The organism is Pseudomonas sp. NPDC090208 (assembly GCF_044746785.1).
Taxonomy (GTDB): domain Bacteria; phylum Pseudomonadota; class Gammaproteobacteria; order Pseudomonadales; family Pseudomonadaceae; genus Aquipseudomonas.
In genome coordinates, this window is the sequence record NZ_JBIVCU010000004.1 from 174,069 (window position 1) to 197,114 (window position 23,046).

General features: G+C 63.3%; 19 protein-coding genes. 6 read left to right on the plus strand and 13 right to left on the minus strand.

Translation table 11 applies throughout. From position 1 onward, the window contains the following. The first annotated feature begins 233 nt into the window (after positions 1–233). Positions 234–1,946, plus strand: coding sequence for an amidase (locus ACIPL0_RS09050; RefSeq protein ID WP_400731520.1), 1,713 nt, complete (start codon positions 234–236; stop codon positions 1,944–1,946). Between the two features lie 126 nt (positions 1,947–2,072). Here ACIPL0_RS09050 and ACIPL0_RS09055 read toward each other — a convergent pair whose 3' ends face one another. Beyond that, positions 2,073–2,351 carry a DUF2790 domain-containing protein gene (locus ACIPL0_RS09055; protein ID WP_400599170.1) on the minus strand — a complete coding sequence of 93 codons (279 nt, stop codon included), beginning with the start codon at positions 2,349–2,351 and terminating at the stop codon, positions 2,073–2,075. Between ACIPL0_RS09055 and ACIPL0_RS09060 the strand changes: the two genes are divergently transcribed. Both ACIPL0_RS09060 and ACIPL0_RS09065 read left to right on the plus strand, forming a co-directional pair. Further along, the gene (locus tag ACIPL0_RS09060; protein ID WP_400599171.1) at positions 2,350–2,634 is read left to right on the plus strand and encodes a hypothetical protein; all 285 of its coding nucleotides are present in this window, start codon (positions 2,350–2,352) and stop codon (positions 2,632–2,634) included. The genes ACIPL0_RS09055 and ACIPL0_RS09060 overlap by 2 nt on opposite strands. An 87-nt stretch (positions 2,635–2,721) precedes the next feature. Next, positions 2,722–3,213, plus strand: coding sequence for a GNAT family N-acetyltransferase (locus ACIPL0_RS09065; RefSeq protein ID WP_400599173.1), 492 nt, complete (start codon positions 2,722–2,724; stop codon positions 3,211–3,213). A gap of 12 nt (positions 3,214–3,225) precedes the next feature. Here ACIPL0_RS09065 and ACIPL0_RS09070 read toward each other — a convergent pair whose 3' ends face one another. From ACIPL0_RS09070 to ACIPL0_RS09090, 5 genes are all read right to left on the minus strand, one after another. Further along, positions 3,226–4,170, minus strand: a complete 945-nt coding sequence (locus tag ACIPL0_RS09070) for a DMT family transporter (RefSeq protein ID WP_400599174.1) — start codon at positions 4,168–4,170, stop codon at positions 3,226–3,228. Positions 4,171–4,247: 77 nt separating this feature from the next. Continuing rightward, positions 4,248–4,967, minus strand: a complete 720-nt coding sequence (locus ACIPL0_RS09075; RefSeq protein WP_400599175.1) for an AraC family transcriptional regulator — start codon at positions 4,965–4,967, stop codon at positions 4,248–4,250. Between the two features lie 545 nt (positions 4,968–5,512). Next, complete coding sequence (locus tag ACIPL0_RS09080) at positions 5,513–6,799, minus strand: MFS transporter (RefSeq protein WP_400599176.1); 1,287 nt, start codon at positions 6,797–6,799, stop codon at positions 5,513–5,515. Between the two features lie 91 nt (positions 6,800–6,890). After that, positions 6,891–7,478 (minus strand): carbonic anhydrase, encoded by a 588-nt coding sequence (locus ACIPL0_RS09085; RefSeq protein WP_400599177.1) that lies wholly within the window; start codon positions 7,476–7,478, stop codon positions 6,891–6,893. 706 nt (positions 7,479–8,184) lie between these two features. Then, on the minus strand, positions 8,185–9,216 hold the full coding sequence (locus tag ACIPL0_RS09090; RefSeq protein WP_400599178.1) for a GlxA family transcriptional regulator: 1,032 nt from the start codon (positions 9,214–9,216) through the stop codon (positions 8,185–8,187). Between the two features lie 119 nt (positions 9,217–9,335). Here ACIPL0_RS09090 and ACIPL0_RS09095 point away from each other — a divergent pair, with 119 nt between their 5' ends. Next, on the plus strand, positions 9,336–9,977 hold the full coding sequence (locus ACIPL0_RS09095; protein WP_400599179.1) for an HD domain-containing protein: 642 nt from the start codon (positions 9,336–9,338) through the stop codon (positions 9,975–9,977). Positions 9,978–9,981: 4 nt separating this feature from the next. Here the strand turns inward: ACIPL0_RS09095 and ACIPL0_RS09100 are convergent, their stop codons facing one another. Then, positions 9,982–10,800: a DUF2182 domain-containing protein gene (locus ACIPL0_RS09100; RefSeq protein ID WP_400599180.1), complete on the minus strand. Its 819-nt coding sequence runs from the start codon at positions 10,798–10,800 to the stop codon at positions 9,982–9,984. Next, positions 10,797–11,468, minus strand: a complete 672-nt coding sequence (locus tag ACIPL0_RS09105) for a DUF1326 domain-containing protein (protein ID WP_400599181.1) — start codon at positions 11,466–11,468, stop codon at positions 10,797–10,799. Before ACIPL0_RS09105 ends, ACIPL0_RS09100 begins: the two co-directional genes overlap by 4 nt. Positions 11,469–11,584: 116 nt before the next feature. Here ACIPL0_RS09105 and ACIPL0_RS09110 point away from each other — a divergent pair, with 116 nt between their 5' ends. Continuing rightward, positions 11,585–12,568: a GlxA family transcriptional regulator gene (locus ACIPL0_RS09110; RefSeq protein WP_400599183.1), complete on the plus strand. Its 984-nt coding sequence runs from the start codon at positions 11,585–11,587 to the stop codon at positions 12,566–12,568. Between the two features lie 11 nt (positions 12,569–12,579). Here ACIPL0_RS09110 and ACIPL0_RS09115 read toward each other — a convergent pair whose 3' ends face one another. From ACIPL0_RS09115 to ACIPL0_RS09125, 3 genes are all read right to left on the minus strand, one after another. Next, positions 12,580–12,942: a response regulator gene (locus ACIPL0_RS09115; RefSeq protein ID WP_400599185.1), complete on the minus strand. Its 363-nt coding sequence runs from the start codon at positions 12,940–12,942 to the stop codon at positions 12,580–12,582. 51 nt (positions 12,943–12,993) lie between these two features. Next, positions 12,994–14,415, minus strand: a complete 1,422-nt coding sequence (locus ACIPL0_RS09120; protein WP_400599187.1) for an ATPase domain-containing protein — start codon at positions 14,413–14,415, stop codon at positions 12,994–12,996. Positions 14,416–14,509: 94 nt separating this feature from the next. Beyond that, on the minus strand, positions 14,510–15,760 hold the full coding sequence (locus tag ACIPL0_RS09125) for an aspartate aminotransferase family protein (protein ID WP_400599188.1): 1,251 nt from the start codon (positions 15,758–15,760) through the stop codon (positions 14,510–14,512). A 279-nt stretch (positions 15,761–16,039) separates the two neighbouring features. Here ACIPL0_RS09125 and ACIPL0_RS09130 point away from each other — a divergent pair, with 279 nt between their 5' ends. Further along, the gene (locus ACIPL0_RS09130) at positions 16,040–17,518 is read left to right on the plus strand and encodes a sensor histidine kinase (protein WP_400599189.1); all 1,479 of its coding nucleotides are present in this window, start codon (positions 16,040–16,042) and stop codon (positions 17,516–17,518) included. A gap of 1,395 nt (positions 17,519–18,913) precedes the next feature. On the opposite strand, the gene ACIPL0_RS09135 is transcribed toward ACIPL0_RS09130, so the two are convergent. Both ACIPL0_RS09135 and ACIPL0_RS09140 read right to left on the minus strand, forming a co-directional pair. After that, entirely contained in the window at positions 18,914–19,912 is a 999-nt protein-coding gene (locus ACIPL0_RS09135; RefSeq protein WP_400599212.1) for an SCO family protein, read from the minus strand. A 78-nt stretch (positions 19,913–19,990) separates the two neighbouring features. Continuing rightward, a complete protein-coding gene (locus ACIPL0_RS09140; RefSeq protein WP_400599190.1) occupies positions 19,991–22,909 on the minus strand; it encodes a multicopper oxidase domain-containing protein in 2,919 nt (972 codons plus the stop codon). Between the last annotated feature and the right edge of the window lie 137 nt (positions 22,910–23,046).

Consider the following 23,046-nt stretch of genomic DNA (forward strand, 5'->3'; position numbering starts at 1 on the left):
TTATGAGTGAGCGCGGCAATTGACGCCGCTGGCCGATTGAGGTGCAATCCCGGCTTTCATAAAAATGACGGGGTGCGTGCCCCGCTGCCATCCGCGTACTTGCCCTGAGCATCCAGCGCACCCGAGCAGCCTGCCGCGACACCCCGCCCAAGAGCCTGACGCCCTTATGCACCCTTTCGTTTCGATGGCCAGCGCCATCGCCCCTTCTCTTCCTGGCAGCCCACGGTAAGCCCATGATCGAAGTCACCGAAGTTTCCATCGCCGAGTTGCGCGCCGCACTCGAATCCGGCCGCACCACCGCCGTCGAACTGGTCAAGGCCTACCTGGCCCGTATCGACGCCTACGACGGCGCCGACACGCCGACCGCGCTCAATGCCGTGGTGGTGCGCAACCCTGAAGCCCTGCAAGAAGCCGAAGCGTCCGACGCTCGCCGCGCCAAGGGCCAGACCCTCGGCCCGCTGGACGGCATTCCCTACACGGCCAAGGACAGCTATCTGGTCAAGGGCCTGACGGCCGCCTCCGGCAGCCCGGCGTTCGCCAACCTGCTTGCCTGCCGCGATGCGTTCACCATCGAGCGGTTGCGCGCCGCCGGTGCAATCTGCCTGGGCAAGACCAACATGCCGCCCATGGCCAACGGCGGCATGCAGCGTGGCGTCTACGGTCGCGCCGAAAGCCCGTACAACGCCGACTACCTGACAGCGCCCTTCGCCTCGGGCTCGTCCAACGGTGCCGGCACCGCCACGGCGGCCAGCTTCGCGGCGTTCGGCGTGGCCGAGGAAACCTGGTCCAGCGGTCGCGGGCCGGCATCGAATAATGGCCTGTGCGCCTACACGCCATCGCGCGGAGTGATTTCCGTGCGCGGCAACTGGCCGCTGACGCCGACCATGGACGTGGTCGTGCCCTACGCGCGGACCATGGCCGACCTGCTGGAAGTGCTCGACGTGGTGGTGGCGGAAGACACCGACACCCGTGGCGACCTGTGGCGGTTGCAGCCGTGGGTGCCGATTCCGTCGGTGGCGTCGGTGCGCCCGGCCGCCTATCAGGCACTGGCCGCAGGTTCTGCTGCGCTGGCCGGCAAGCGTTTCGGCGTGCCGCGCATGTACATCAACGCCGACGCCGAAGCCGGTACGTCCGAAGCACCGGGCATCGGCGGGCCGACCGGCCAGCGCATCGTCACCCGTGATTCGGTGATCGACCTGTGGCAGGCGGCGCGTCAGGCGCTGGAAGCGGCCGGTGCCGAAGTGATCGAGGTGGATTTCCCGCTGGTGTCGAACTGCGAAGGCGATCGCCCCGGCGCGCCAACCGTGTTCAATCGCGGTCTGGTGTCGAAGGCATTTCTCCACGACGAACTGTGGGCGCTGAGCGCCTGGGGCTTCGACGATTTCCTCAGGGCCAACGGCGACCCGGCGCTGAACCGGCTGGCCGACGTCGATGGGCCGAAGATTTTCCCCCACGACCCCGGCACCCTGCCCAACCGCGAAGACGATCTGGCCGCGGGCATGGACAAATACGTGGAAATGGCCAAAAACGGCATCACGCCGTGGAACGAGATCGCCACGCTGGAAGCCGGCCTCAAGGGGCTTGAGCAGACCCGCCGCATCGACCTGGAAGAGTGGATGGACCGTCTGGGACTCGACGCGGTGCTGTTTCCGACCGTGGCCGATGTCGGTCCGGCCAATGCCGATGTTGACCCGGCGTCGGCGGACATCGCCTGGAGCAACGGCGTGTGGGTCGCCAACGGCAACCTCGCGATCCGTCACCTGGGTGTGCCTACGGTGACCGTGCCGATGGGTGTGATGGCCGATATCGGCATGCCGGTCGGTCTGACCTTTGCCGGTAAAGCCTATGACGACTCCGCGTTGTTGAGCTTTGCTGCCGGTTTTGAAGCGCTCGGCAATAAACGCCGTGTGCCGCCGAGAACACCGCCACTGGAACAAGCCAAATAATTAAATAGCGTCGATAGGCCGATTAAATAAACGAAAGTTTAATTGGCCGGACAAACGAAAACGCTGCAGAAACTGCAGCGTTTTCATTCAAGGCGGGACAATGGAAGACTGTTGTAACAGCCGCCATCAACCATTTTGACGACCGTAGCCCTGGGTGGTGTATTCGAGGCTGTGGGTCACGCCCGAACCATCGACGTAGACCATGGTGTTGCGCACTGGACCGTCGGTTTTCTCTGGGTCCTGGGCGCTTTTCACGCTGATGACCTTGGCGATGTCCAGGCCTTTGTGCTGGTTGTACTGCTCGACGTGCGACAGTGGCTTGGCGGCTGCATCAACGTCGGCGGCCTGGCTGGCGGTGGCATAGATGCTGGCGAACGAGAGGGCGGCGAAGGCTAAGTATTTCATGTTTGTATCTCCAGAAAGTTCGATGGGGTATCTGAGCAAACTGTCTTGTTGTTTGCTTCTGGAGTTCATTCTTCCTAAAAACATCGCCGCTGATAAATGTTTCCAGCCAATAACATTCATCACGGGCGTTGATATTGCCGGGCATTACATCACTTCCAGTAATGGACTATTGCCGATTCAGAAACAAGCGTTAGTTGGCGTTATTCGACATTGCTCTAAAGAGCGCTCCGTACCTGTCGCCGATCCGGCGGCGCTGCGGGTTTGCACCGGGGCGCGGATCTGACATCCTGCCTGCGCTTGCCAGTCGGCTTTGCCCGAATCTGCCGAGCGACCCAGGAGCCACCCAAGAACCACCCCGTCAGGAATCACCATGTCCACCCTCGCCTTCCGCAACCCCGTGTCTTCGGACGCCGCCCGCTGCTTCGACATCGAATCGTCCGCCTATGAAGGCGATGAAGCCGCCACCCTGGAAAAGATCGCCACGCGCATCGCGCAGTACCCCGAAGGTTTTCTGATCCTGGAGGACGCCGGGCAGATCATCGGTTTCATCAACAGCGGCTGCGCCCATGAAGTGGTGATGTCCGACGAGGCGTTCAAGGAACTGGTGGGTCACGACGCAGCCGCGCCCAACGTGGTGATCATGTCGGTGGTGCTCGACCCGGCGCATCAAGGCCGCGGCCACGCCAGCCTGCTGATGCGCGAGTTCGTCCAGCGCATGCGCGCGGCGGGCAAGGCGACCATTCACCTGATGTGCAAGGAGCGCCATGTCGAGCTGTACCGCCGCATGGGCTACACCTACGTGCAGCCTTCGCCATCGGACCACGGCGGCATGGCCTGGCATGAAATGATCATGACCCTCTGACAGGACAGCCGCTCAGGCGTGCTCGTGAACCGCGCCCGTCCGGGCAGGCTGATGACAGCGCAGACACCACATCACGCCGACCAGCAGCAGGCCGATGGCGACCGACTCCTGCAATGTCGGCAAACGCTGCTCCCAGAGAAACCCGAGGAGCAGCGCCATCAACGTCTCGATTACCAGCACCTGCCCGCTCAGGGCCAGCGGTAGCAAGCGGCTGGCCTGATTCCACAAGGCGCCACCGATCACCGACGCCAGCGCGGCCACGCCTGCTGCTACCAACAAGGGATCGAGCAGCAGTCGCAGGCCTTCGCTGTTCAGTTGCGTACCAAACACCGGCAGCACCAGCAGCAGCGATTGCGCGCCGGTCATGACTCCGCTCAACAGCGCCCAGTCATGGGACGACACCTGCGTCAACGCCAGATGCCGGGCATTGCGCACCGCGTACCAGCTCCAACTGATCAACGCGCCGAACGCACAGAGCAGCCCGACGCGGCTGTCACCGCCGGCAGGGTCGCCGGTCATGGCATGCAGGCTGATCAGCACCACCCCGGCGCTGGCGCAGCACAGTGACGGCAACAGCCGTGACAGCGCCACGGCGTTGGCGTCGCGGCGTCCAGCCAGCGTCACCAGTACCGGGATCAGGCCGACGATCAACGAGGTGGTGCCGACGCCAACCTGCTGCACGCCGATGCCCACCAGCGAGTAATACAGCAGGTTGCCGATCAGGCTCAGCCAGAACAGCGCCACCCAGTCGGTACGGTTCAATTGCGCCCAGACCTTGCGCCCGCGCGGCAGCAGCAGAATCAGGGAAAACAGGCCGTAGCAAAGAAAGCGCAGCACCGCGAAACCGGTGCCGGACACGCCGGGTGCAAGCACCGGGCCGAGAAAGATCACGCCCCAGCAGCTGCCTGCCGCCACGCCGCAAATCGCCCCTTTGATCAATTGCCGATTGCCTGTCATCCCGCCGCGCCTCTGAAAAATGAGCAGCAGTGTGGCGCGAGGGGGAAGCGGCGTATTGTCCCGGAAGCCTGTTTTCTTTACCGGGACGCTCGCGTGTGACGGCGGTATGCCACTGGCGTGGTGTTGCACAGGCGGCTCATGGCGCGGGTCAGCGCGGCCTGATCGGAAAAACCCACCTTCAGGGCGATGTCCGCCAGCGGCAGGTTGCTGTGGGCCAGCCACTGGCGCGCCTGCTGCATGCGCAGGTCGGTCAGCCAGGCTTGCGGGGTCTGCTGGAAACGCTCGGCGAAGCGTATGTTGAAACGGCTCAGGCTCATGCCGGCGATGCGGGCCATGGTGTCGTTGCTCCAGTGGCCGCCGGGGTTGGCTGCGACCTGCGCCAGCAAAACATCCATGCCTACCAGCCGCTGGCCCAGATCCCGGGCCAGGCCGCCCAGCAGCAAGGGCGTCAATTGCGCGGTGCTGGTCGCCAGCGCCGGCTTGCCGAGCAGGTCGGCGTACTCGATCAACTTACGCGTGCTGGCCGAGATCGGCACATAACTGCGCTGACCGAGCCCGGCCTGCTCGAACCATTCGACCGGGCAGTCCAACACCAGAAAGCGGCTGGCCGCTTGCGCAGATTGCGCGTGCCGGGCGCCGGGGTTGACCAGCGCGGCGGTGAACAGATCCAGCCGAGCGCCCTGCCCCTCCACCTCGATGTCCATGCAGCCCTGGGCCGGTAGCACGATCTGAGCGAAACCGTGATCGTGCGCGGCGCACTCACCGTGATAGGTGCGGATATCGATCAGTGGCGTCATGGGGCAGGCTCCAGCAAAAAGCCCAGGCGTGGCCGCCGCGGGCAGGTGTGGATGCTAACACAGGGTTGTCACAGGGCAGTTGACGCCAATCGCCCGTAGGAGTGCGCTTGCCCGCGAATGCGTCCATCCTGCCAATGCATCATTGCCTGACACGCCGCCATCGCGAGCAGAGCTCCCTCCCACAGGTTTTGTGGTGTCCATGGGTTTTCGGTTCTCCCCCCAGTCCTGTAGCAGCCTGGCTTGCCAGCGCTAGCGACCCCAAGGGCGCCGCCGGCAAGCCGGACTGCTACGGGTCTGCGAGAACTGGCTGCTTTTGCTTCTGGCCGAAGGCCGTGGGAGGGAGCTCTGCTCGCGATGGCGGAGTGTCAGGCGACGCGGTATTTGCTGAGCGGACGCATTCGCGGGCAAGCCCGCTTCCACAGGATTTGCATTTACCGTCCATCCCACGAATGCCACTAAACCTGTAGCAGCCTGGCTTCCCAGCGTCAGCGATCCCAAGGGCCCCATCGCCGGCAAGCCGGACGGCTACAGATGCTTTCCGGCGCTTATAGATTAGTTGCTGCCTTTGGCCGGCTCTTGCCCCACAGGATTGCGATGGCGGCGATCAGGCACAGCACGCCGCCGGTGGAGAACGCCGGCAGGTAGCTTTGCAGCGCCAGGCGTGACCAGCCGGCACCGAACGCTGCGGCGGCCGCGCCGATCTGGTGACCGGCGAAGATCCAGCCAAACACCAGCCCTGCCCGTTCAGGCCCGAAACGCGAGGCGGCCAGGCGCACGGTCGGCGGTACGGTGGCGATCCAGTCCAGGCCGTAGAACACCGCAAACAGTGACAGCCCGTAGATCGAAAAATCGGAAAACGGCAACGCAATCAGCGCCAGGCCACGCAGCCCGTAATACCAGAACAGCAAATGACGGTTGTCGAATCGGTCCGACAACCAGCCCGAGGCGATCGTGCCGATCAGATCGAACACGCCCATGGCCGCGAGCAGCCCCGCCGCCTTGACCTGGGAGATGCCGAAATCGCCGCACAGGGGGATCAGGTGAACCTGCACCAGACCGTTGGTGGTCGCGCCACAGATGAAAAACGTGCCGAACAGAATCCAGAACACTCGTGTTCCGGCGGCTTCGCGCAACGCACCCAGGGACGCCGCGATGATCGAGGCGCCGGCCTGTGGCGGCTTGGCGATGGGCGCCGTGCCGTTATCGCCAAAGGGACGCAGGCCCAGATCCTCGGGCCGGTCGCGCATGATCAGCAACACCGCCAGCGCCGCGATCAGCAGCATCAGGCACATCAATGCCAGCGCCCAGCGCCAGCCGGCATGCTCGGTGATGCTGGCGAGGATCGGCATGAACACCAGTTGGCCGGTGGCGGTGCTGGCGGTCAGGATGCCCACCACCAGACCGCGACGGGCGCTGAACCAGCGCGAAGCCACCGTCGCGCTCAACGTCAGCGCGGTCATGCCGGCACCGATGCCCACCGCAACGCCCCACAGCAGCATCAACTGCCAGACTTCGGTCATGTTCAACGACAGCACCAGGCTGACCAGCACCGTCGACAAGGCGGTCAGGGTCACGTTGCGCAGGCCGTAACGGTTCATCAGCGCGGCGGCGAACGGCGCCATCAGGCCGAACAGGACGAAGCGCAGTGACAGCGCAGAGGAAATCTCGGCGATGTTCCAGCCGAATTCCAGTTGCATCGGCACGATAAACACGCTGGGTGCGCCCACCGAGGCGGCGCTGATCAGCGCGGTAAGAAAGGTGACGGCAATCATCGCCCAACCGTAGTGGACGTTACGACGGGCCAGTACAGCCGAGAGCCAGACGGAAATCATGGGTAATCCTTGCTGAGCGATCACACGAAAAAACGGAAAAACGCCGCGCCCGAAAGCCGGGGGCGGCGTCGATGGAACGACCGGCAGGCAATCAGGCTGGCTGATGCAGATCGCGAACGACTTCGGTCAGCGCACCGGTGTCGGTGTCGTAGAACAGGCCGAACACATCGACATGCTTTGGCACGCCGACGCTGGCACGCACCAGGTCCACGTCGTATTGCAGCGACTTCTCGTAGTCGGTGATGCACACGCTGCCCTGGTCGTAGCACGTCGAGATATCGGTGCCGTGCTCATGGCCGAAGTTGTTGACGAAGCCGTCTTTGGAGAACGAGGTCGCGCCACAGTTGGAATGGTGGACGATGACGATGTTCTGGATGCCGAACAGGTACTCGGCCACGGTGATCGAACGCAGACCATCGACCGCACGGCCTGCTGCGACCGACACCGTCGCCAGGGTGGTGGTGGAACCGACGCTGTGACCTTGCGCGTCTTTCAGCACTTCACCGGGATAGACCTCGCCAAAGTGCCTGGCCACGGCCTCGGGGATGTTGCGCACCCGCGGGTCGTAGCAGTAGATCAGCACGGTTTTCAGCGGCACGGCTTTGGCAAAGGCCTCGCGCATGGTGGGTTCGTCGAAACCGGGTTGGGCGCTGAAGGCGTATTCATCGAATCTGGCCATGGTCGGGCTCCTGTCGCAGGTAAGGCATAAGGGGTCCACGCTTCAAGGCTTGGGGTTTCGGCGTGGTTGCGACGGAGTCTATGGTCCGGACCATGGCGCAAATTGACGGTTTACGGATGATTTGTGCCAGAAATGCAGCAGGCGACACTGAATCCGTAGCAGTCCGGCTTGCCGGCCCTGCTGGTCCGCTATCGCCTGACCCACCGCTTTCGCGAGCAGGGCTCCCTCCCACAGGTTTTGTGGTGTCCATGGATCTTCAGTTCAAGCCCGCAACCTGTAGCACCCATGCACCATCCGTGGGAGCGCAGCTTGCCCGCGAAGGCGTTGGATCAGACGCTACAAAGTTGGCTGGCATTCCGCCTTCGCGGGCAAGCCCGCTCCCACAGGTTTTTGTGGTGTTCATGGGTCTTCGGTTCGAGCCCGCAACCCGTAGCAGCCATGCACGATCCGTGGGAGCACGGCTTGCCCGCGAAGGCGTTGGATCAGACGCTACAAGGTTGGCTGACATTCCGCCCTCGCGGGCAAGCCCACTCCCACAGGTTTTTGTGGTGGTTTCACAGATGGTGTTGCCATGCCGAAATCTGCCAAACACCACACATCCGTGGGAGGGAGCCCTGCTCGCGAAAGCGTCGGGTCAGTCCCATGAAAGTCGAATGACCCACCGCGTTCGCCAGCAAGCCGGCTCCTACAAGGGGTCATTCTCTGCTTACACCACCGCCATCCGCTGCGGTGCGAAGCGCTGGGCGTATTCCTTCGGGGTGACGCCCAGGCGGCGGACGAAGGCCTTGCGCAGCACGTCGACGCTGCGATAGCCACAGCGCCGGGCGATTTCTTCGGCCGATCGCGTGCCCATCTCGAACGCCCGACAGGCCGCCTCCAGCCGCACGTCCTCGACATACCGCGCCGGGGTGATTTTCAGGTCGCGCTGGAAGGTGCGGATCAGCGTCCTGACACTGGTCGACAACTGGTCGGCCAGAATTTCGACCGTCAGGTCGGTATGCAGGTGCTCGCTGATCCATACGCACAGTTCGTCGAGGCTGGAGCCGGACACACGCTGCGATTGCAACGTGACGCTGAACTGCGCCTGCCCGCCGGGGCGACGCAGGAACAGCACCATGTTTTTCGCGATGTCCATGGCGATCTCGTCACCGAGGTCTTCGCTGACCAGCGCGAGCGCCAGGTCGATGCCGGCGGAAATCCCCGCCGAGGTGTAGACATGGCCGTCCTTGATCCAGATCGGGTTGGGATCGACCTGCACCGCCGGGTAACGGTCCGCCAGCTCCCGCGCCATGCGCCAGTGCGTCGCCGCCCGCCGCCCTTCCAGCACGCCGGCCCGTGCCAGGGCGAATGCGGCAACACAGATCGAACACAAGCGCCGCACGCGGGAGGAACGCTCGTTGATCCAGGCGATGGCGCCCTCGTCCAGTTGCCCGGTCGCCTTCCAGCCCGACGCCACGATCAGCGTGTCGATCGGCTTGCCGGCCTGACGCTCCTGTTCCAGCGAATGATGGGCGGTGAGGCCGATGCCCGCGCTGCTTTGCAGATGCAGGTCAGCGCCCGGCGACACCAGCTCCAGCACATAGGGCGGTACATCGCCGCCGTACAACAGATTGGCGAAGGCGAACACCTCGGCCGGGCCGGTCACGTCCAGCGCATCCACCGGGGGCAGGCCGAGGATCACGATGCGTCTGGAGCGGGCACCGCTGAGTGAATGACGCTTGCTGGCCGCTGATTTCATGGTGGTTTCCTGTGACGGGCTAACGCGCATGTTGGCACGAATCGACTGAAATTAGTCAAATGGGCCAGCGCCAGATCCTTACCTTGAGACAGGACAACATCCACTTCAGGAAGCCCCTCATGAACACTCCTGTCACCGTCGGCGGCATCATCGCCCCCGATTCGATCCTGACCCGCAAGGCCAATGCGCTCGTACAACGCGTCCACAATCAGGCGTTGCTCAATCACGTCCACCGCACCTGGTGGTTCGCCGAGTTTCTCGGCAGGACCCGCGGCCTCAAGTACGACCGCGAAACGGTGTATCTGGCCTCGCTGCTCCACGACCTGGGGCTGACCGAGGAGTTCGCCGGCGACAACCGTTTCGAGGTCGACGGCGCCGACGCGGCCAGCCGCCTGTTGCTCGACAACGGCGCTTCCGATGCCCAGGCGCAACTGGTCTGGGACGGCATTGCCCTGCACTCCAGCGCCGGCATTGCCGAACGCAAGCAGCCGGAAATCGCGCTGATTTTCATGGGCGCCCACGTCGACGTCATGGGCCTGTTCATCGAGGAAATCACCCCCTCGTTGATCGACGACACCCTGGCGCTGTATCCGCGCCTGGGCATGAAGGCGGCGTTCACCCAGGCGGTGGCCGAAGTGGCGCGCAAGAAACCGCACACCGCCATCGGCACCGGCCTGGGTGACGTCGCCCGCCGACACATCCACGGCTTCGACTGCCCGAACGTCTGTGACCTGATCGACAACGCGCCGTTCGACAGCTGACGCTTCACAGGCTGTGGCAATAGCCGTCGAACATCATGGGGTCCTGGAGCAGTGGCGCGGTCTCCGGCGACAGCGCGATCCATAACCCCATGAGCCACAGAAAACCGGCAATCGGCGTCGCCAGTCGATGGCCGCCAGGCAGCATTTTCTCGGCGAACATGAACAGCGTCAGCAAGGCCATCCAGGTCAGGCTCATCGCGCCCACGGCAAACATCACCGCCATCAGCGCCCAGCAACAGCCGACGCAGACCAGCCCGTGGCGAAAGCCCATGACCACGGCACCGCCATTGTCCTGTTTCCAGTACTGCTGAAAGAAGGAAAACGGCGAGCGGCAGCCCTTGAGACAGACATGCTTGAGCGACGACAACTGAAACAGCCCAGCCAGAATCAGCACCGCACCGGCCAGCGCCGGACCGCCGCGATTCCAGGCCAGAAACGCCGGGCTGAGGCCGCGCACCAGTGCATCCAGCGCGAACGCCAGAAGCCCGTAGGCCAGCCAGGCGATGGCATAACCGCCGATGAAACTCAGCACCCGCCGGGCGCGTACTGGACCTGGCACGGCGCGCCCGCGCAACATGCCGGCGAACGCGGCGATGTAGTTGAGTTCCGACGGCAGCATCATCGCGGTGAGCATCAGCACCCAACCGCCGAGAAACACCGGCAAATGATGCAGCGGCGTGCCCGGCCCCTGATCCATGCCGCCCATCCACACCAGCGTGGCGAGCCAGGCGGCAATGCTCAGGACCACCACGATCAGCGTCCAGCCGGACACCGAAAGCCTGCGCCCGGCAGCGGGCGGTGAAACGGTCGAGGCGGTTTTCATGGGGCGTCCGGTCCCTGCCAATCGAACGGAATGTGCTTGCTGGCCTGGCCGGCAGGAATGTTCTGCTCGAAGCCGAAAGCCTTCCAGCGCCCGGCCACGCTTTTGCCCCAGGTCACCGCCGCACTGGTCGGGCCGACTTCACTGCCCGGCGGGTTGAAGCTCTGCAGGCGGCGACTCGGGTCGGAGGTCGGGCCGCTCATGGCCTTGCCGCTGGCCTCGACCTTGTCTTCCACCGTCACCCGCCAGTGCTCCAGGGTGTGTTCGATGTCCACGCTGATCTGCGCGAACTCCACGCCCCTGACCTCACGCACATGGGTCGGCACGAACTGGCTCATCCAGCCGCCGACCTGCCCGGTGAAGATCGCCACCATGGCGGCGCGCTGGGCGTCGTCGGCAGCCGAATCGAAGAAGAACCCGCAATCGAGCCAGGCGCCGTCCCACAGGTTGCCGGTGAAGTTGGCCAGCAGCACCACCTTGAGCCCGGCCATCGGTGTGTCGCCGTAATGGCCTTCGTTGATCCGGTAAGCCCACAGCACTTCACAATGGTTGCCGGTCGGCGGCTGAGCGTAGGTACACGGGCACGGCGAGTTGCAGGAACACACGTCCAGCCAATCTCCGGCGATGTGCCACGGTGGGATGCTTTGTGGTTGCGCTGCCGTTTCAGTCATTGCCTGCTCCTTTGAAGGTCCGACTTCAAGGTCGGGGGTTGAGCTGGACATCATGGGCAGAACGCGGGAGGATCGGCAGTGGCTGGATCGACATTTAACAGGTCAATATCGACACCATGACGGCACACAAGACATTCAACATCGGCATCGTGCCGTTTCCCGGCGCACAACTGGCCGCCATCTTCGGGCTGATCGATCTGTTCAGGATTGCCGACGGTTTTGCCATCCGCCACGACGGCGGCTCATCGGCGTTTTTACGGGTCAGCCAGCAACTGCCGACGGGCATCAGCGATGTGGCCGGTCAGGCCATTCACAGCGATGCTCGACCGGACGTGCTGATCCTGCCACCGCGTCTGGGCGGGCCGATGCCTGCGGCAGATAGCGAACCGTTCGTGAGCTGGCTGAAGGCCTGCCATCAGGCCGGCACGGTCATCGCCTCGGCCTGTGGCGGCGCATTTCTGCTGGCGGAAACCGGGCTGGTCGACGGCCGCTGCATGACCACCCACTGGGACCATGCCGAGATCTTTCGGCAGCGCTTCCCTCAGGTCCGCCTGGATATCGACCGCTTGCTCATCGACGACGGCGACATCCTCAGCGCCGGCGGCCTGATGGCCTGGGTCGATCTGGGCCTGAAGCTGGTCGACCGTTTTCTCGGGCCGACGGTGATGGCCGAAACCGCGCATTACATGCTGGTCGATCCGCCGGGCCGCGAGCAGCGCTACTACAGCACCTTTTCGCCGAACCTGAGCCACGGCGACGCCGCTGTGCTCAAGGTGCAGCACGGCTTGCAGGCCAGCGGGGCGAAAGATGTGAATCTGGCGACGCTCGCGGCCATGGCCGGTCTGGAGGAGCGCACGTTCCTGCGCCGTTTTCGCAAGGCCACTGGCCTGACCGCTGTCGATTACTGCCAGCGCCTGCGGGTCGGCAAGGCCTGCGAAATGCTGCAATTCAGCACGCTGACCGCCGACGCGATTGCCTGGCAGGTGGGGTATGGCGACGCCAGTGCCTTTCGCAAGATCTTCAGCCGCATCACCGGGCTGACCCCGGGTGAATACCGGCGGCGATTCAGCGTCAACCGCAGCGAAGACTCAGCGCGCTGAACCTTGGCGAATCAATGATCCGCCAGAAGGCTTTTGACGCTCGTCAGCACCGCCTGAATGTCGAACGGCTTGTCGAAGACTTCGACGAACAGATCGGGCCGCGCCAGCCCCAAGTGCGCCTGGGCGCCGCTCATGAGCAGGATCGGCACCTGCGCCAGGGCGTTCTGCCCACGGATCGCCTCGGCCAGTTCGATACCGTTCATGCCCGGCATCATGTAGTCGGTGATGATCAGTTGCGGGGTTTCCCGTTTCAGGATGTCCAGCGCTCTGCGACCGCTGCCGGCGGTCACGGTCAGGTAACCCTCGTCCTCAAGGGCGAAGCTGAGGATGTCGGCGATCAGGTATTCATCGTCGACGATCAGGATGGTGGTCATGACGCTTCCCGCCTGTGTGCCCGGCAGCGGGCATCATGGCGAGCGCGACAGCTACGGATTGCTTGCATCGCCAGAGGCATGGAAACGGACCTTTTTCACGTCTAGACCCCGGTCACCAATGGAGACCTCCAGCAGCGCCGGGTCGTACGGGTTATCCCTGACTTTAAGAATGGACAACTGCCGCTTTAGTTCAGCCGGTTCCTGGACAAACCGGAGCAGCAGCAGATTGTCGACGATGCCCGACAGATCGGGCGCCGGCGCATCGATCTCGCCACCGAGCAACGTCGTCACTTCCCACGACGCGAAGACCGTCACGTTACGCGCACGCAACTCGCCCATCAGCGCGGTGAAGAGATCAAGCACGCGCTGTTTGTCCGCCGCCGTGCGTGCCATGCCGACCAGGCTGTCGATGAACAGGCGTTTGATCGATTTTTCTTCGACGGTGCGCAGCAGGTCGATGGCCAGCCGGTCGATCATTTCCGTGGTGATCGACTTCCACATCAGGTGCAGCGCACCGGCCTGCTCCATGGCGGGGAAGTCCAGGCCCAGCGCGGCCGCTTTCAGCCTCACTCGTTGCGGCGACTCGTAAAAACCGAGCAGCAGTCCCGGCGCCTCGGCGCTGCACTGTCCCAGAAAACTCAGGCCCAGCGAGGTCTTGCCCGAGCCCGACGGGCCCAGCACCAGCGTCACCGAGGACTCGACCAGCCCGCCGCCAATCAACGGATCGAGGCTGGGAAGACCGCTCGGCACCACGGAAAAATGATCGCTGTCACGCATCGCCCAATCGGTGACGATGCTTTCCAGACGCGGATAGACCACCAGGCCGTTTTCAGTGATCTCACATTCATGGGCGCCGGAAATGGCACCGCTGCCGCGGGTCTTGCGCATCTTGATGCGCCGCACCGAACGGTTGCCGACCCGCTCCTCGCCCAGTTCCAGCACACCGTCGACCATGGTGTGCTCGGGGCTGCCGTCGTCCAGTTGCGAGCTGGTGAGGAAAAACACCGTGCAACCGGCGAATGCGGCGTGGCCCTGCAACTCGGAAATGAAGCGTTTGGTGTTGAGCGGCGAGTCGGCCTTCGAGCGGGCATTGAGCAGACCGTCGAGGATCATCACCGTGGACTTCTGCCGCACGATCTCGCGCCGCAGCAGCTTCACCACCTCATCGAGGCCGTCGTTTTCCATGGTGTCGAAGGCGCTGACGAACTGCACTTGGTCGCCGATCTTGCTGCGGTCGAAAAAGCTCAAGGTCGAGAGAAACTGGAACAGCCGCTCGTGGGGCTCGGCCAGCAGGGTCGCGAACAGCACCCGCCCGCCATGGCGGGCATGGTTGAAGCCGATCTGGTTGGCGAGGATGGTCTTGCCCGACCCCGGACGCCCCTGAATGATGTAAGAGGACCCGGCGACAAAACCGCCCTTCAACAGCTCATCCAGCCCTTCAATGCCGCTCTGAAGGCGTTTTAGCTGATTCAAAATACCTGTCCTCCGCTGAACGGTTACAGCGTGGTGAGAGTGCGCGAAAGAATGGCGCATTCTTTCGCGTTCCCGGTCATTTTCCAAGCCTGTGTCAGCGTAGCTGCGCCAGGCACGCTTCGAGAATATCCAGACCCTCGTCCAGCACCGCAGGTTCAATCGTCAGCGGCGCCAGCAGGCGCACGATGTGCCGGGCCTTGCCGCTGGGCATCAGCAACAGGCCGCGATCCCTCGCCAGCTCCAGCAGTTGCGCCATCTGCGCGGTGGCCGGCTTGCCCTCGGGGGTCAGCAACTCGATGCCGCGCATGGCGCCGACCCCGGTGAGGCGGCCCAGAAACGGCGTGAGCCCTTGAGCCTGCCAGCGCTGGTGGCGGGTCAGCAGGGTCTGCGCCTGATATTCGCCCCACTGCGCGAGATTGACGTCGCTCATTTCGGTCAGCGTCGCCAGCCCGGCAGCGCAGGCAATCGGGTTGCCGGAATAGGTACCACCCAAGCCGCCCTTGGGCAGACTGTCCATGATCGCCGCGCGGCCCATCACCGCACCCAGCGGCACACCGCCGGCGATGCTCTTGCCGAGCAACAACAGGTCCGGTTCGATCCCCAGCCGACTGAAGGCGAAGCGCTGCCCGGTACGACCGAAGCCGGACTGGATTTCATCGACGATCAAGACGATGCCCTTGTCGTCGCACAGGGTGCGCAGGGCCTTGGCAAACTCGACGTCCAGCGCCAGGAAGCCGCCCTCGCCCTGCACCGGTTCGATGATGAAACAGGCCACTTCGTCGATGTCGATTTCGACGCTGAACAGACGGTCCATGGCCTTCAACGCCTCGGCACAGCTGACGCCGTTGTCGGCACTCGGATACGGCAGGTGATACACCGGCCCCGGCAGCACGCCGACTTTCTGTTTGTACGGTGCGACCTTGCCGTTGAGGTTCAGGGTCGCCAGGGTGCGGCCGTGGAAGGCGCCGTCAAAGGCGATCACCGCCGATTTGCCGGTGTGGGCGCGCACCGCTTTCAGGGCGTTTTCCGCAGCCTCCGCGCCGCTGTTGGTGAGCATGCCGCTGAGCGGATATCCGACCGGCACAAACTCGGCCAGCCGCGCGATGAACTGCTGGTACGGCTGGTGCGGCGCCGCGTTGAAAGCATAGTGAGTCAGACGCTGAGCCTGCTCGCTGATCGCCGCGACGATGGCCGGGTGGCAATGCCCGAGATTGAGCACGCCGATGCCGCCGACGAAGTCGATGTAGCGCTTGCCCTGCACGTCCCAGACTTCGGCGTTCTTGCCGTGGCTGAGGCTGACCGGATGGACCACGTTGATGGAATTGCTGACAGCGGTGTAAGCCATGGCGTGTCGTCCTGCGCACAATGAAATGAGCGCGTATCTAAGCGACCCCGGGCGGCGTTGAACAAGCGAAATTAAGGCGCCGGATCATTCCACAAATTCATGATCTGCCGCTTTGCACCGCGCGGATGGCAACGCCATCACGGCGCCTGAACCGGCCCCCTCGAAAGTACACCTAAGTATAGTTTCGACCCCTTTGCCCCCTTCGTATGCTGCTGCCGGCCCAGACACCCTGCGGGCAAGGACACCCCTCGTGTTGAACGACGATCACCGGAGAAAAGCATGCAGAACGCCGCATCGGGTCAGCCGTTTGCTGTTGCCGGCCTGCGCAACCGCCGCGCCATCCTGCGCGAGGTCATGACCAAAGCGACTTGTCTGCTGCTGATCGGCGCCATTTTCATCGGCGATCTGCTGCTGTGTGAAAGCCTGTCGATGCCGGTATTCTACATCCCGGTCATCCTGCTCAGCGCGCGGGTCTACGGCAGCACCGGCATCGTGCTGATGTCATGGCTGTGCTTCAGCCTGACCCTGATCGGCCTGGTCGTCTCCAACCTCAAGGCCCCCCATGCCGTTTCTGCGCTGCGGGCGCTGGCCGATTTCATCTGCCTGGTCACCGCCAGCCTGTTCGCCTTCGACGCCAAGACCAAGAACGACGAGCTGCGCCGCAGCGAAGCCTACCTGGCCGGCGCACAACGCATCAGTCATACCAGCAGCATCGGCTTCACGCCTTCGGGCACGACCATTTACCTGTCCGACGAGGCGCGACGGATCTTCGAACTCGATGCCGGCGAGCCGCCTTCTTTCGAGCGGATCATCCAGCGCGCCCATCCCGACGACCTGTCGGCGGTACGCAGTTTTTTCCGCGATGCCGTGGCGCAGCAGGACAACCTCACCATCGAGCACCGTTTGCGGATGCCGGACGGCCGCATCAAGTACGTGCATCTGCTGGCCCACGCCATTCGGGACCAGCATGGCAACTGCGAATACGTCGGCGCGCTGATGGACGTGTCGGCCAAGAAATGCGCTGAAGAAGCGCTGCTGCGTTCCCAGGCCGAACTGGCGCACATCACCCGGATGGTCACCCTGAACGAACTGGCCGCCTCCATCGCCCACGAGGTCAACCAACCGCTGTCGGCGATCCGCACCAGCGCCGAAGCAAGCCTGCGCTGGCTCGACCGTGACGAGCCGGACCATCTGGAAGTGCGCAACGGCATCCAGCGCACATTGAGTGCCACCTGCCGCGCCAGCGAAGTGATCCAGCGCATCCGCGCCCTGTCGAAAAAGGCCACCCTGGAGCACACGCCGCTGGACCTGTGGGAGGTGGTCGAAGAATCGCTGGCACTGATCCAGCGCGAAGTCACCCGCAACCGCATCACCCTCAGCGCCGCCGTCAACGACGCCCCCCTGGCGCTCAACGGCGACCGCGTTCAGTTGCAGCAAGTGGTGATCAATCTGGTGATGAACGCGATGCAGGCCATCACCCAGACCCGAGCCAGACAGGGCCACATCCTGCTGACACTGACCCGCGTGGAACTCCACCGCCTGAAACTGACCATCACCGACTCCGGCCCCGGCATCGCCCCCGACGTCCTGCCCAACCTGTTCGAACCCTTCTTCACCACCAAATCCGAAGGCATCGGCATGGGCCTGTCCATCTGCCGCTCCATCGTCGAACACCACGGCGGCGAAATCTGGGCCACCAGCGAAACCGGGCTGGGGGCCACGTTTCACCTGGTATTGCCGGAGTACCAGGCGGGTTGAAGCAGCATCCGGACAAAGGGGGCGGGTCAGACGGCACAGCATTGACTGAATTGACGCAATCGCGAGCAGAGCTCCCTCCCACAAAAAACATAAGAATTCAGTGCGCGCCTCTGTGGAAGCGTGGCTTGCCCGCGAATGCGTTTATTCAGACGCCGCAAGATCGCCTGACTCACCGCTTTCGCGGGCAAGCCCGCTCCCACAGGTTCTGCGTATGTCACCCATTTGGCAGACAAGCAGGCCCCCCGTAGCTGCATGGCTTGCTGGCGATGATGCCCTTGAAATCGCTACCGCCGGCAAGCCGGACGGCTACGGATCTATGAACACCGCCGCTTTTGCTTCTGGCCGCAGGCCGTGGGAGGGAGCTCTGCTCGCGAAGGCGTCCATTCAGACCATGCCGTACCGACTGACACACCGCTATCGCGAGCAGGGCTCCCTCCCACAAAAACATAAGGATTCAGTGTGCGCCTCTGTGGGAGCGTGGCTTACCGGCGGTGATGCCCTTGAAATCACTGCCGCCGGCAGCCGGACGGCTACGGATCTATGAACACCGCCGCTTTTGCTTCTGGCCGCAGGCCGTGGGAGGGAGCTCTGCTCGCGAAAGCATCCATCCAGACCATGCCGTACCGACTGACACACCGCTTTCGCGAGCAGAGCCCCCTCCCACAAAAACATAAGGATTCAGTGTGCGCCTCTGTGGGAGCATGGCTTGTCGGCGGTGATGCCCTTGAAATCACTGCCGCCGGCAAGCCGGACGGCTACGGATCTATGAACACCGCCGCCTTTGCTTCTGGCCGCAGGCCGTGGGAGGGAGCTCTGCTCGCGAAGGCGTCCATTCAGACCATGCCGTACCGACTGACACACCGCTGTCGCGAGCAGGGCTCCCTCCCACAAAAACATAAGGATTCAGTGCGCACTTCTGTGGGAGCGTGGCTTGCCCGCGAATGCGTTTATTCAGACGCTGCAAGATCGCCTGATACAACGCCATCGCGGGCAAGCCCGCTCCCACAGGTTCTGCGTATGTCACCCATTTGGCAGACAAGCAGGCCCCCCGTAGCTGCATGGCTTGTCGGCTGTGATGCCCTTGAAATCACTGCCGCCGGCAAGCCGGACTGCTACGGATCCATGAACACCGCCGCCTTTGCTTCTGGCCGCAGGCCGTGGGAGGGAGCTCTGCTCGCGAAGGCGTCCATCCAGACAATGCCGTGCCGACTGACACACCGCTGTCGCGAGCAGGGCTCCCTCCCACAAAAACAAAGCGTCAGCGTGCTCCTCGTATTTCGCGAGCAGGACTCCCACCCACAGGATTTACGCCGGCCATGCCGACATCACGCGCGCGCAAAAAAACGGCTGCCATCGCTGGCAGCCGTTGCTGTGCAACACCCCAAAATCCAGGCGCTACTCCATGTGATGCCCTTCATGCCCGGCATGCATGTCGTGCCCGGCGTGGGGATCGTCGCCGGCCATGTGCATGTGGACTTCCGGTTTCTGCCGGTCGGTTTCTTCCTGCAGGTAGGCGATGACTTGCGCGATGTCGTTGTCTTCCATGCGCAGGTTGGGCATTGCCACTTTGTTGTAGGTCTCGAACAGGCTCATGGCGATCGGGTCCTTTTCCGCCAGCATGACGTCCGGTTCCTTGAGCCAGCGACCCAGCCACATGCCGTCACGGTTGCGCGTGACGCCTATCAGGTCGGGGCCGACACCGCGGATGCCGGTGGTGGCCTCGCCTTCATTACCCAGCGTGTGACAGGCACTGCAGCGGGTGCGGAAGATCTGCTCGCCCAGGCTCGGTGGCCGCACTTGCGGTGCGTTGGCGTAGCTGTCCTGGTTGGGGTCGGCGTTTTTCCAGTTCTGCAGGCTGTTACCCAACTGGTCGGCGAGGACGTACGGGTTCTCGAACGGCGAGGCCTTCATCCAGCGCCCTGTCGCCTGGTTGCCGACGATCAGGCTGAGGTTGTGATCGGTGGTGCGCCCGTTGTCGACGCCCTCGATGAACAGCCCGAGCTTGCGCCGCAGTTCGATGATGTCGTCCTTGTTGCCCGTCAGGAACTGCCAGCCCGGCGCCACCTTGAACTTTTCCATGTACTGCTTGAGTACCGCCGGGGTGTCGGTTTCCGGATCGATGCTGACCGAGTAGAAGAACACGTCCTTGCCGACGCGATCACCCAGTAGCTTCTGCACCTGACGCAAGCGTGCGGTCTCCAGCGGGCAGGAGTCAGAGCAAGAGGTGAAGATGAAATTGATCACCACCACCTTGCCCTTGATCATGTCGTCGAAGAAATGCACGGGTTTCTCGTCCTGGTTGATCAGCACGGTATTGGGGAAGAAGTCCTGCCCCCAGGGCGTGGACGGCGTATCGCCGGCCACGCTGGGGAGGCTGCTCCCGATGGCGGTCATCACCCATACGGTCACTGCAATGGCCGCGCTGCGAAGCATGCTGTACATCACTGTACCCTCCCCGATCTCTGCGGATCGCTATTTGCCTTTACCGGAGCCGGACGAACCCGAGCCACCCGATGAACCTGAACCGCCTGACGAGCCGGAACCACCCGAAGAACCCGAACCGGAACTGCTGCTCGAAGACGCTGCGGTCAGCTTCACGGTTGGACCGGTGGTGTCGCCGGTGGCATAGGTAGGCAGTGCTGCCGAGTTCATGTAGCCCACGCCATCCCAGGTCGGCATCGGGTTCGGCATCAGCTGGAATTGCCCAGGGTGCTCGATGTCCCACCGCAGCAGCATGGAGTTGTCCTCATGCTGGGTGTTGTGGCAGTGCTCCATGTAGGTCCCGGCGAATTCGCGGAAATGGATCGCCATTTCTACGTTGTCGCCACTGTCGGTACCGATGCGATAGACGTCTTTACGCGCCCATTTTTCCCACTCAGGCGGTGCCTTGCCGCCACGGCTGAGGATGATCCCTTCCTCGAAGTGCACATGCACCGGGTGGGTCCAGCCGTTGCCGCCGTTCTGGATCTTCCAGATTTCCAGTGTCCCCGTACCTTGATAACCGGCCGAGGTTGGGCCCGTACTCAGATGAGTCGCCGCAGACAGACGCCGTGGGTCCATGTTGAAGCCCAGACCACCGTCGGTCTTGATCGTCCATGGGGTGCTGTCGGTGCCGTCCGAGCGTCCGAAGATGAACGTGCGGTGACGGGCCTGGTTGAGCATGGCGATGTCGGCTGCGTTGTCGCGGTGAATGGTCAGCGGGATCATCACCTTGCCTTCAGCCTTGCCGGGTTTCGCCGGTTCGTACTGAGTCGGGTCCATGGCCAGGTCTTGACCGGTGTAAGGCTTGACGTTGATCTGCATGAACTTGCCGACGACCGGGTCGCCCTTGTCCCACTGCGGCCCCTTGCTGCCCTGCTTGATCACCGCCTGGTACTTGCCGGACAACACGTCGGCCAGCGGTACTTCGCCTTTCGGCCCTTTGCCGGTTTCATGTTCCAGGACGTTGACCATGTAGATCTTGTCGCCGGCCTTGATCCCGTTTTTGCCGAAGTTGACGATGATGTCGTAGCGTTCGGCGATGCCTTGGGTCGGCAGGATGCCGAAGTTGTTTTTCAGGTCGCCGTCGCCGTCCAGGTCCATGGTGCCGTCGAACGGTACGGCGTGTTCCATGATGTTGCCGTCGTTGGCGATCATGTGGAACGGCACGCGTGCATAGGACACGCCGGAGCCTTGCGGGCCAGGGAACTCACCGCCGTTGCCGGCGATTTCACGGACCATGGCGATTTTCACGTAACGCGACACCGAACCGTTGAGGATGCGGAAGCGATAGCTGCGTGCCCGCACATCCAGGTAGGGTTTGTAGCCCCAGTTCACCACCATCTCGTCACCGAGGAAGCCGTCGGTGTTGAACGGGTTGAACCACAGCTGGCCGTTCTGATCCCAGGCCTTGTCGGCGACGGTCAGGTTGACGTCGTAGTCGCGGTTGCCCCAGGCCAGGTACGAGCCGCTGGGGAAGCGCAGGTTTACGCCATCGTCGATGGCTTCGTTGCCGCGGTCCAGGGCGCTGTAGTAGTTCATCATCGCCGCGTTGCCCTTGTAGACGTTCTGGGCGGTGAAATCCATCATGTGGTCGTGGAACCAGTGGGTACTCATGGTTTCGCGCCAGTCGCCACGAATCTTGATGGTGCCGTGGTCGCAGGTTTTCAGGCCCGGCGAGTCGTCGTTGACCCACAGGGTTTCACCCGGCGCACAAGGGAATGCCGCACGCGGATCCTTGGCACTGGTGTTGATGGTGTCGTAGCCGGCCAGTTGCATCGGCCAGCGATAGTCGTAGTACTGACCCGGGAAGAAGAATGCGTTGGCGTAGCCGTCGCTTTCGGCCGGGTTGTGACCGTTGTGTTCGTGGGTCGAAATGGTGTGCAGACCGAAGCCCTTGTTGGCGGACGGGTCGATCGGCAGGCCATTGTAGTGACGCATCAACACCGGCTGGCCGTAGCGCACCATCAGCAGTTTCGGCGGGAGCGTGCCGTCGAAGGTCCAGATCGAGTTGTGCTCCTGTACCGGCATCAGCGGGTGAAGACGCACACCGATACCGCTGGTGGTACCACCATGGTTGGTGCTGCCGTCAGGGTAGTAATTGAGCCCGCCCGGCCCCCACTCGCCGCCCTTGTAATCATGCAGTTGCAGATGGTCGCGGATACCGCTGTTGCTGTGCGCGCCGGTCTGCACGGTCTTGTAGGCGATCTGCGGGTAAAACTCGTTCCAGCGCTGGTGTGACCAGCCCTTTCCTGGCGGACGACCTTCGGCCGGCGCGTCGACGCGACGGTTGAGGAACGCTTCGATCTGGGACTGCCAGGGGTTGCGGTCCAGCGAGTTGGCATACTGGGTCGGAAACGGTGTCAGGCCGGGTGCGGCCAGGAAAGCCGCCAGGGCGTCGGGGGACGGACCACTGCGAGCGACGTTGTTCGGGTCCTGAGCGGGCCCTGGGCCGAGGGTCGGCGGTGGAAACGGCACGCTGGAGGTCTGGGACGGATCGAGTCTGGTTGGCCCGAATTCCTCAAACAGCAGCACCGGCTGGGTAAAGGGCTGCGCCCCGAACAACGGGCTGGGGTTGCCGTTGGTGGGGTAATTGAAACTGGTCTGTGCCGACGGTGGCAGGACGTTCTCTACCCGGGTGCTGGCACGGGTGCCTTCCACGCCGTTGGGCAGGTCCAGAGCGCCTTCGTTGGCTTCAGGCAGGGTCAGCAGGTTATTCAGCGCCGCGGCCGGATCGGCCGGTGGATCGCTGTAGGCCGATGGGTCGGTGGGGGGCGGTTGATCTTCGTTGTCGATCGGTCCGGCATGGACCGCCGCAAACCCCATGCTCAGAGCAATCAATACGGCGGAAGAACCGCGCAAAAGCTGAAGCCTGTTGATGAGGGGAAACTTTAATCGCGCAGGTTGTTTCATGGTGGTTCACCTTCAACTCGTGCACAGGGACACATGTTTTCATCCAACTGCCCTGATAAAGCGTCCATCGCCATGAGGCCTGTGTAGTCAGCCGTCTTGCGCCTTTCGCTTGCAGGTATGAGGAGAGTGGCAATTCC

What these genes read in the sequence shown, in the direction of transcription:
- ACIPL0_RS09050 (WP_400731520.1), top strand. Translation starts at nt 234, where the DNA reads ATGATCGAAGTCACCGAAGTTTCCATCGCCGAGTTGCGCGCCGCACTC.
- ACIPL0_RS09060 (WP_400599171.1), top strand. Translation starts at nt 2,350, where the DNA reads ATGTTTGTATCTCCAGAAAGTTCGATGGGGTATCTGAGCAAACTGTCT.
- ACIPL0_RS09055 (WP_400599170.1), bottom strand. Translation starts at nt 2,351, where the DNA reads ATGAAATACTTAGCCTTCGCCGCCCTCTCGTTCGCCAGCATCTATGCC.
- ACIPL0_RS09065 (WP_400599173.1), top strand. Translation starts at nt 2,722, where the DNA reads ATGTCCACCCTCGCCTTCCGCAACCCCGTGTCTTCGGACGCCGCCCGC.
- ACIPL0_RS09070 (WP_400599174.1), bottom strand. Translation starts at nt 4,170, where the DNA reads ATGACAGGCAATCGGCAATTGATCAAAGGGGCGATTTGCGGCGTGGCG.
- ACIPL0_RS09075 (WP_400599175.1), bottom strand. Translation starts at nt 4,967, where the DNA reads ATGACGCCACTGATCGATATCCGCACCTATCACGGTGAGTGCGCCGCG.
- ACIPL0_RS09080 (WP_400599176.1), bottom strand. Translation starts at nt 6,799, where the DNA reads ATGATTTCCGTCTGGCTCTCGGCTGTACTGGCCCGTCGTAACGTCCAC.
- ACIPL0_RS09085 (WP_400599177.1), bottom strand. Translation starts at nt 7,478, where the DNA reads ATGGCCAGATTCGATGAATACGCCTTCAGCGCCCAACCCGGTTTCGAC.
- ACIPL0_RS09090 (WP_400599178.1), bottom strand. Translation starts at nt 9,216, where the DNA reads ATGAAATCAGCGGCCAGCAAGCGTCATTCACTCAGCGGTGCCCGCTCC.
- ACIPL0_RS09095 (WP_400599179.1), top strand. Translation starts at nt 9,336, where the DNA reads ATGAACACTCCTGTCACCGTCGGCGGCATCATCGCCCCCGATTCGATC.
- ACIPL0_RS09100 (WP_400599180.1), bottom strand. Translation starts at nt 10,800, where the DNA reads ATGAAAACCGCCTCGACCGTTTCACCGCCCGCTGCCGGGCGCAGGCTT.
- ACIPL0_RS09105 (WP_400599181.1), bottom strand. Translation starts at nt 11,468, where the DNA reads ATGACTGAAACGGCAGCGCAACCACAAAGCATCCCACCGTGGCACATC.
- ACIPL0_RS09110 (WP_400599183.1), top strand. Translation starts at nt 11,585, where the DNA reads ATGACGGCACACAAGACATTCAACATCGGCATCGTGCCGTTTCCCGGC.
- ACIPL0_RS09115 (WP_400599185.1), bottom strand. Translation starts at nt 12,942, where the DNA reads ATGACCACCATCCTGATCGTCGACGATGAATACCTGATCGCCGACATC.
- ACIPL0_RS09125 (WP_400599188.1), bottom strand. Translation starts at nt 15,760, where the DNA reads ATGGCTTACACCGCTGTCAGCAATTCCATCAACGTGGTCCATCCGGTC.
- ACIPL0_RS09130 (WP_400599189.1), top strand. Translation starts at nt 16,040, where the DNA reads ATGCAGAACGCCGCATCGGGTCAGCCGTTTGCTGTTGCCGGCCTGCGC.
- ACIPL0_RS09135 (WP_400599212.1), bottom strand. Translation starts at nt 19,912, where the DNA reads ATGACCGCCATCGGGAGCAGCCTCCCCAGCGTGGCCGGCGATACGCCG.
- ACIPL0_RS09140 (WP_400599190.1), bottom strand. Translation starts at nt 22,909, where the DNA reads ATGAAACAACCTGCGCGATTAAAGTTTCCCCTCATCAACAGGCTTCAG.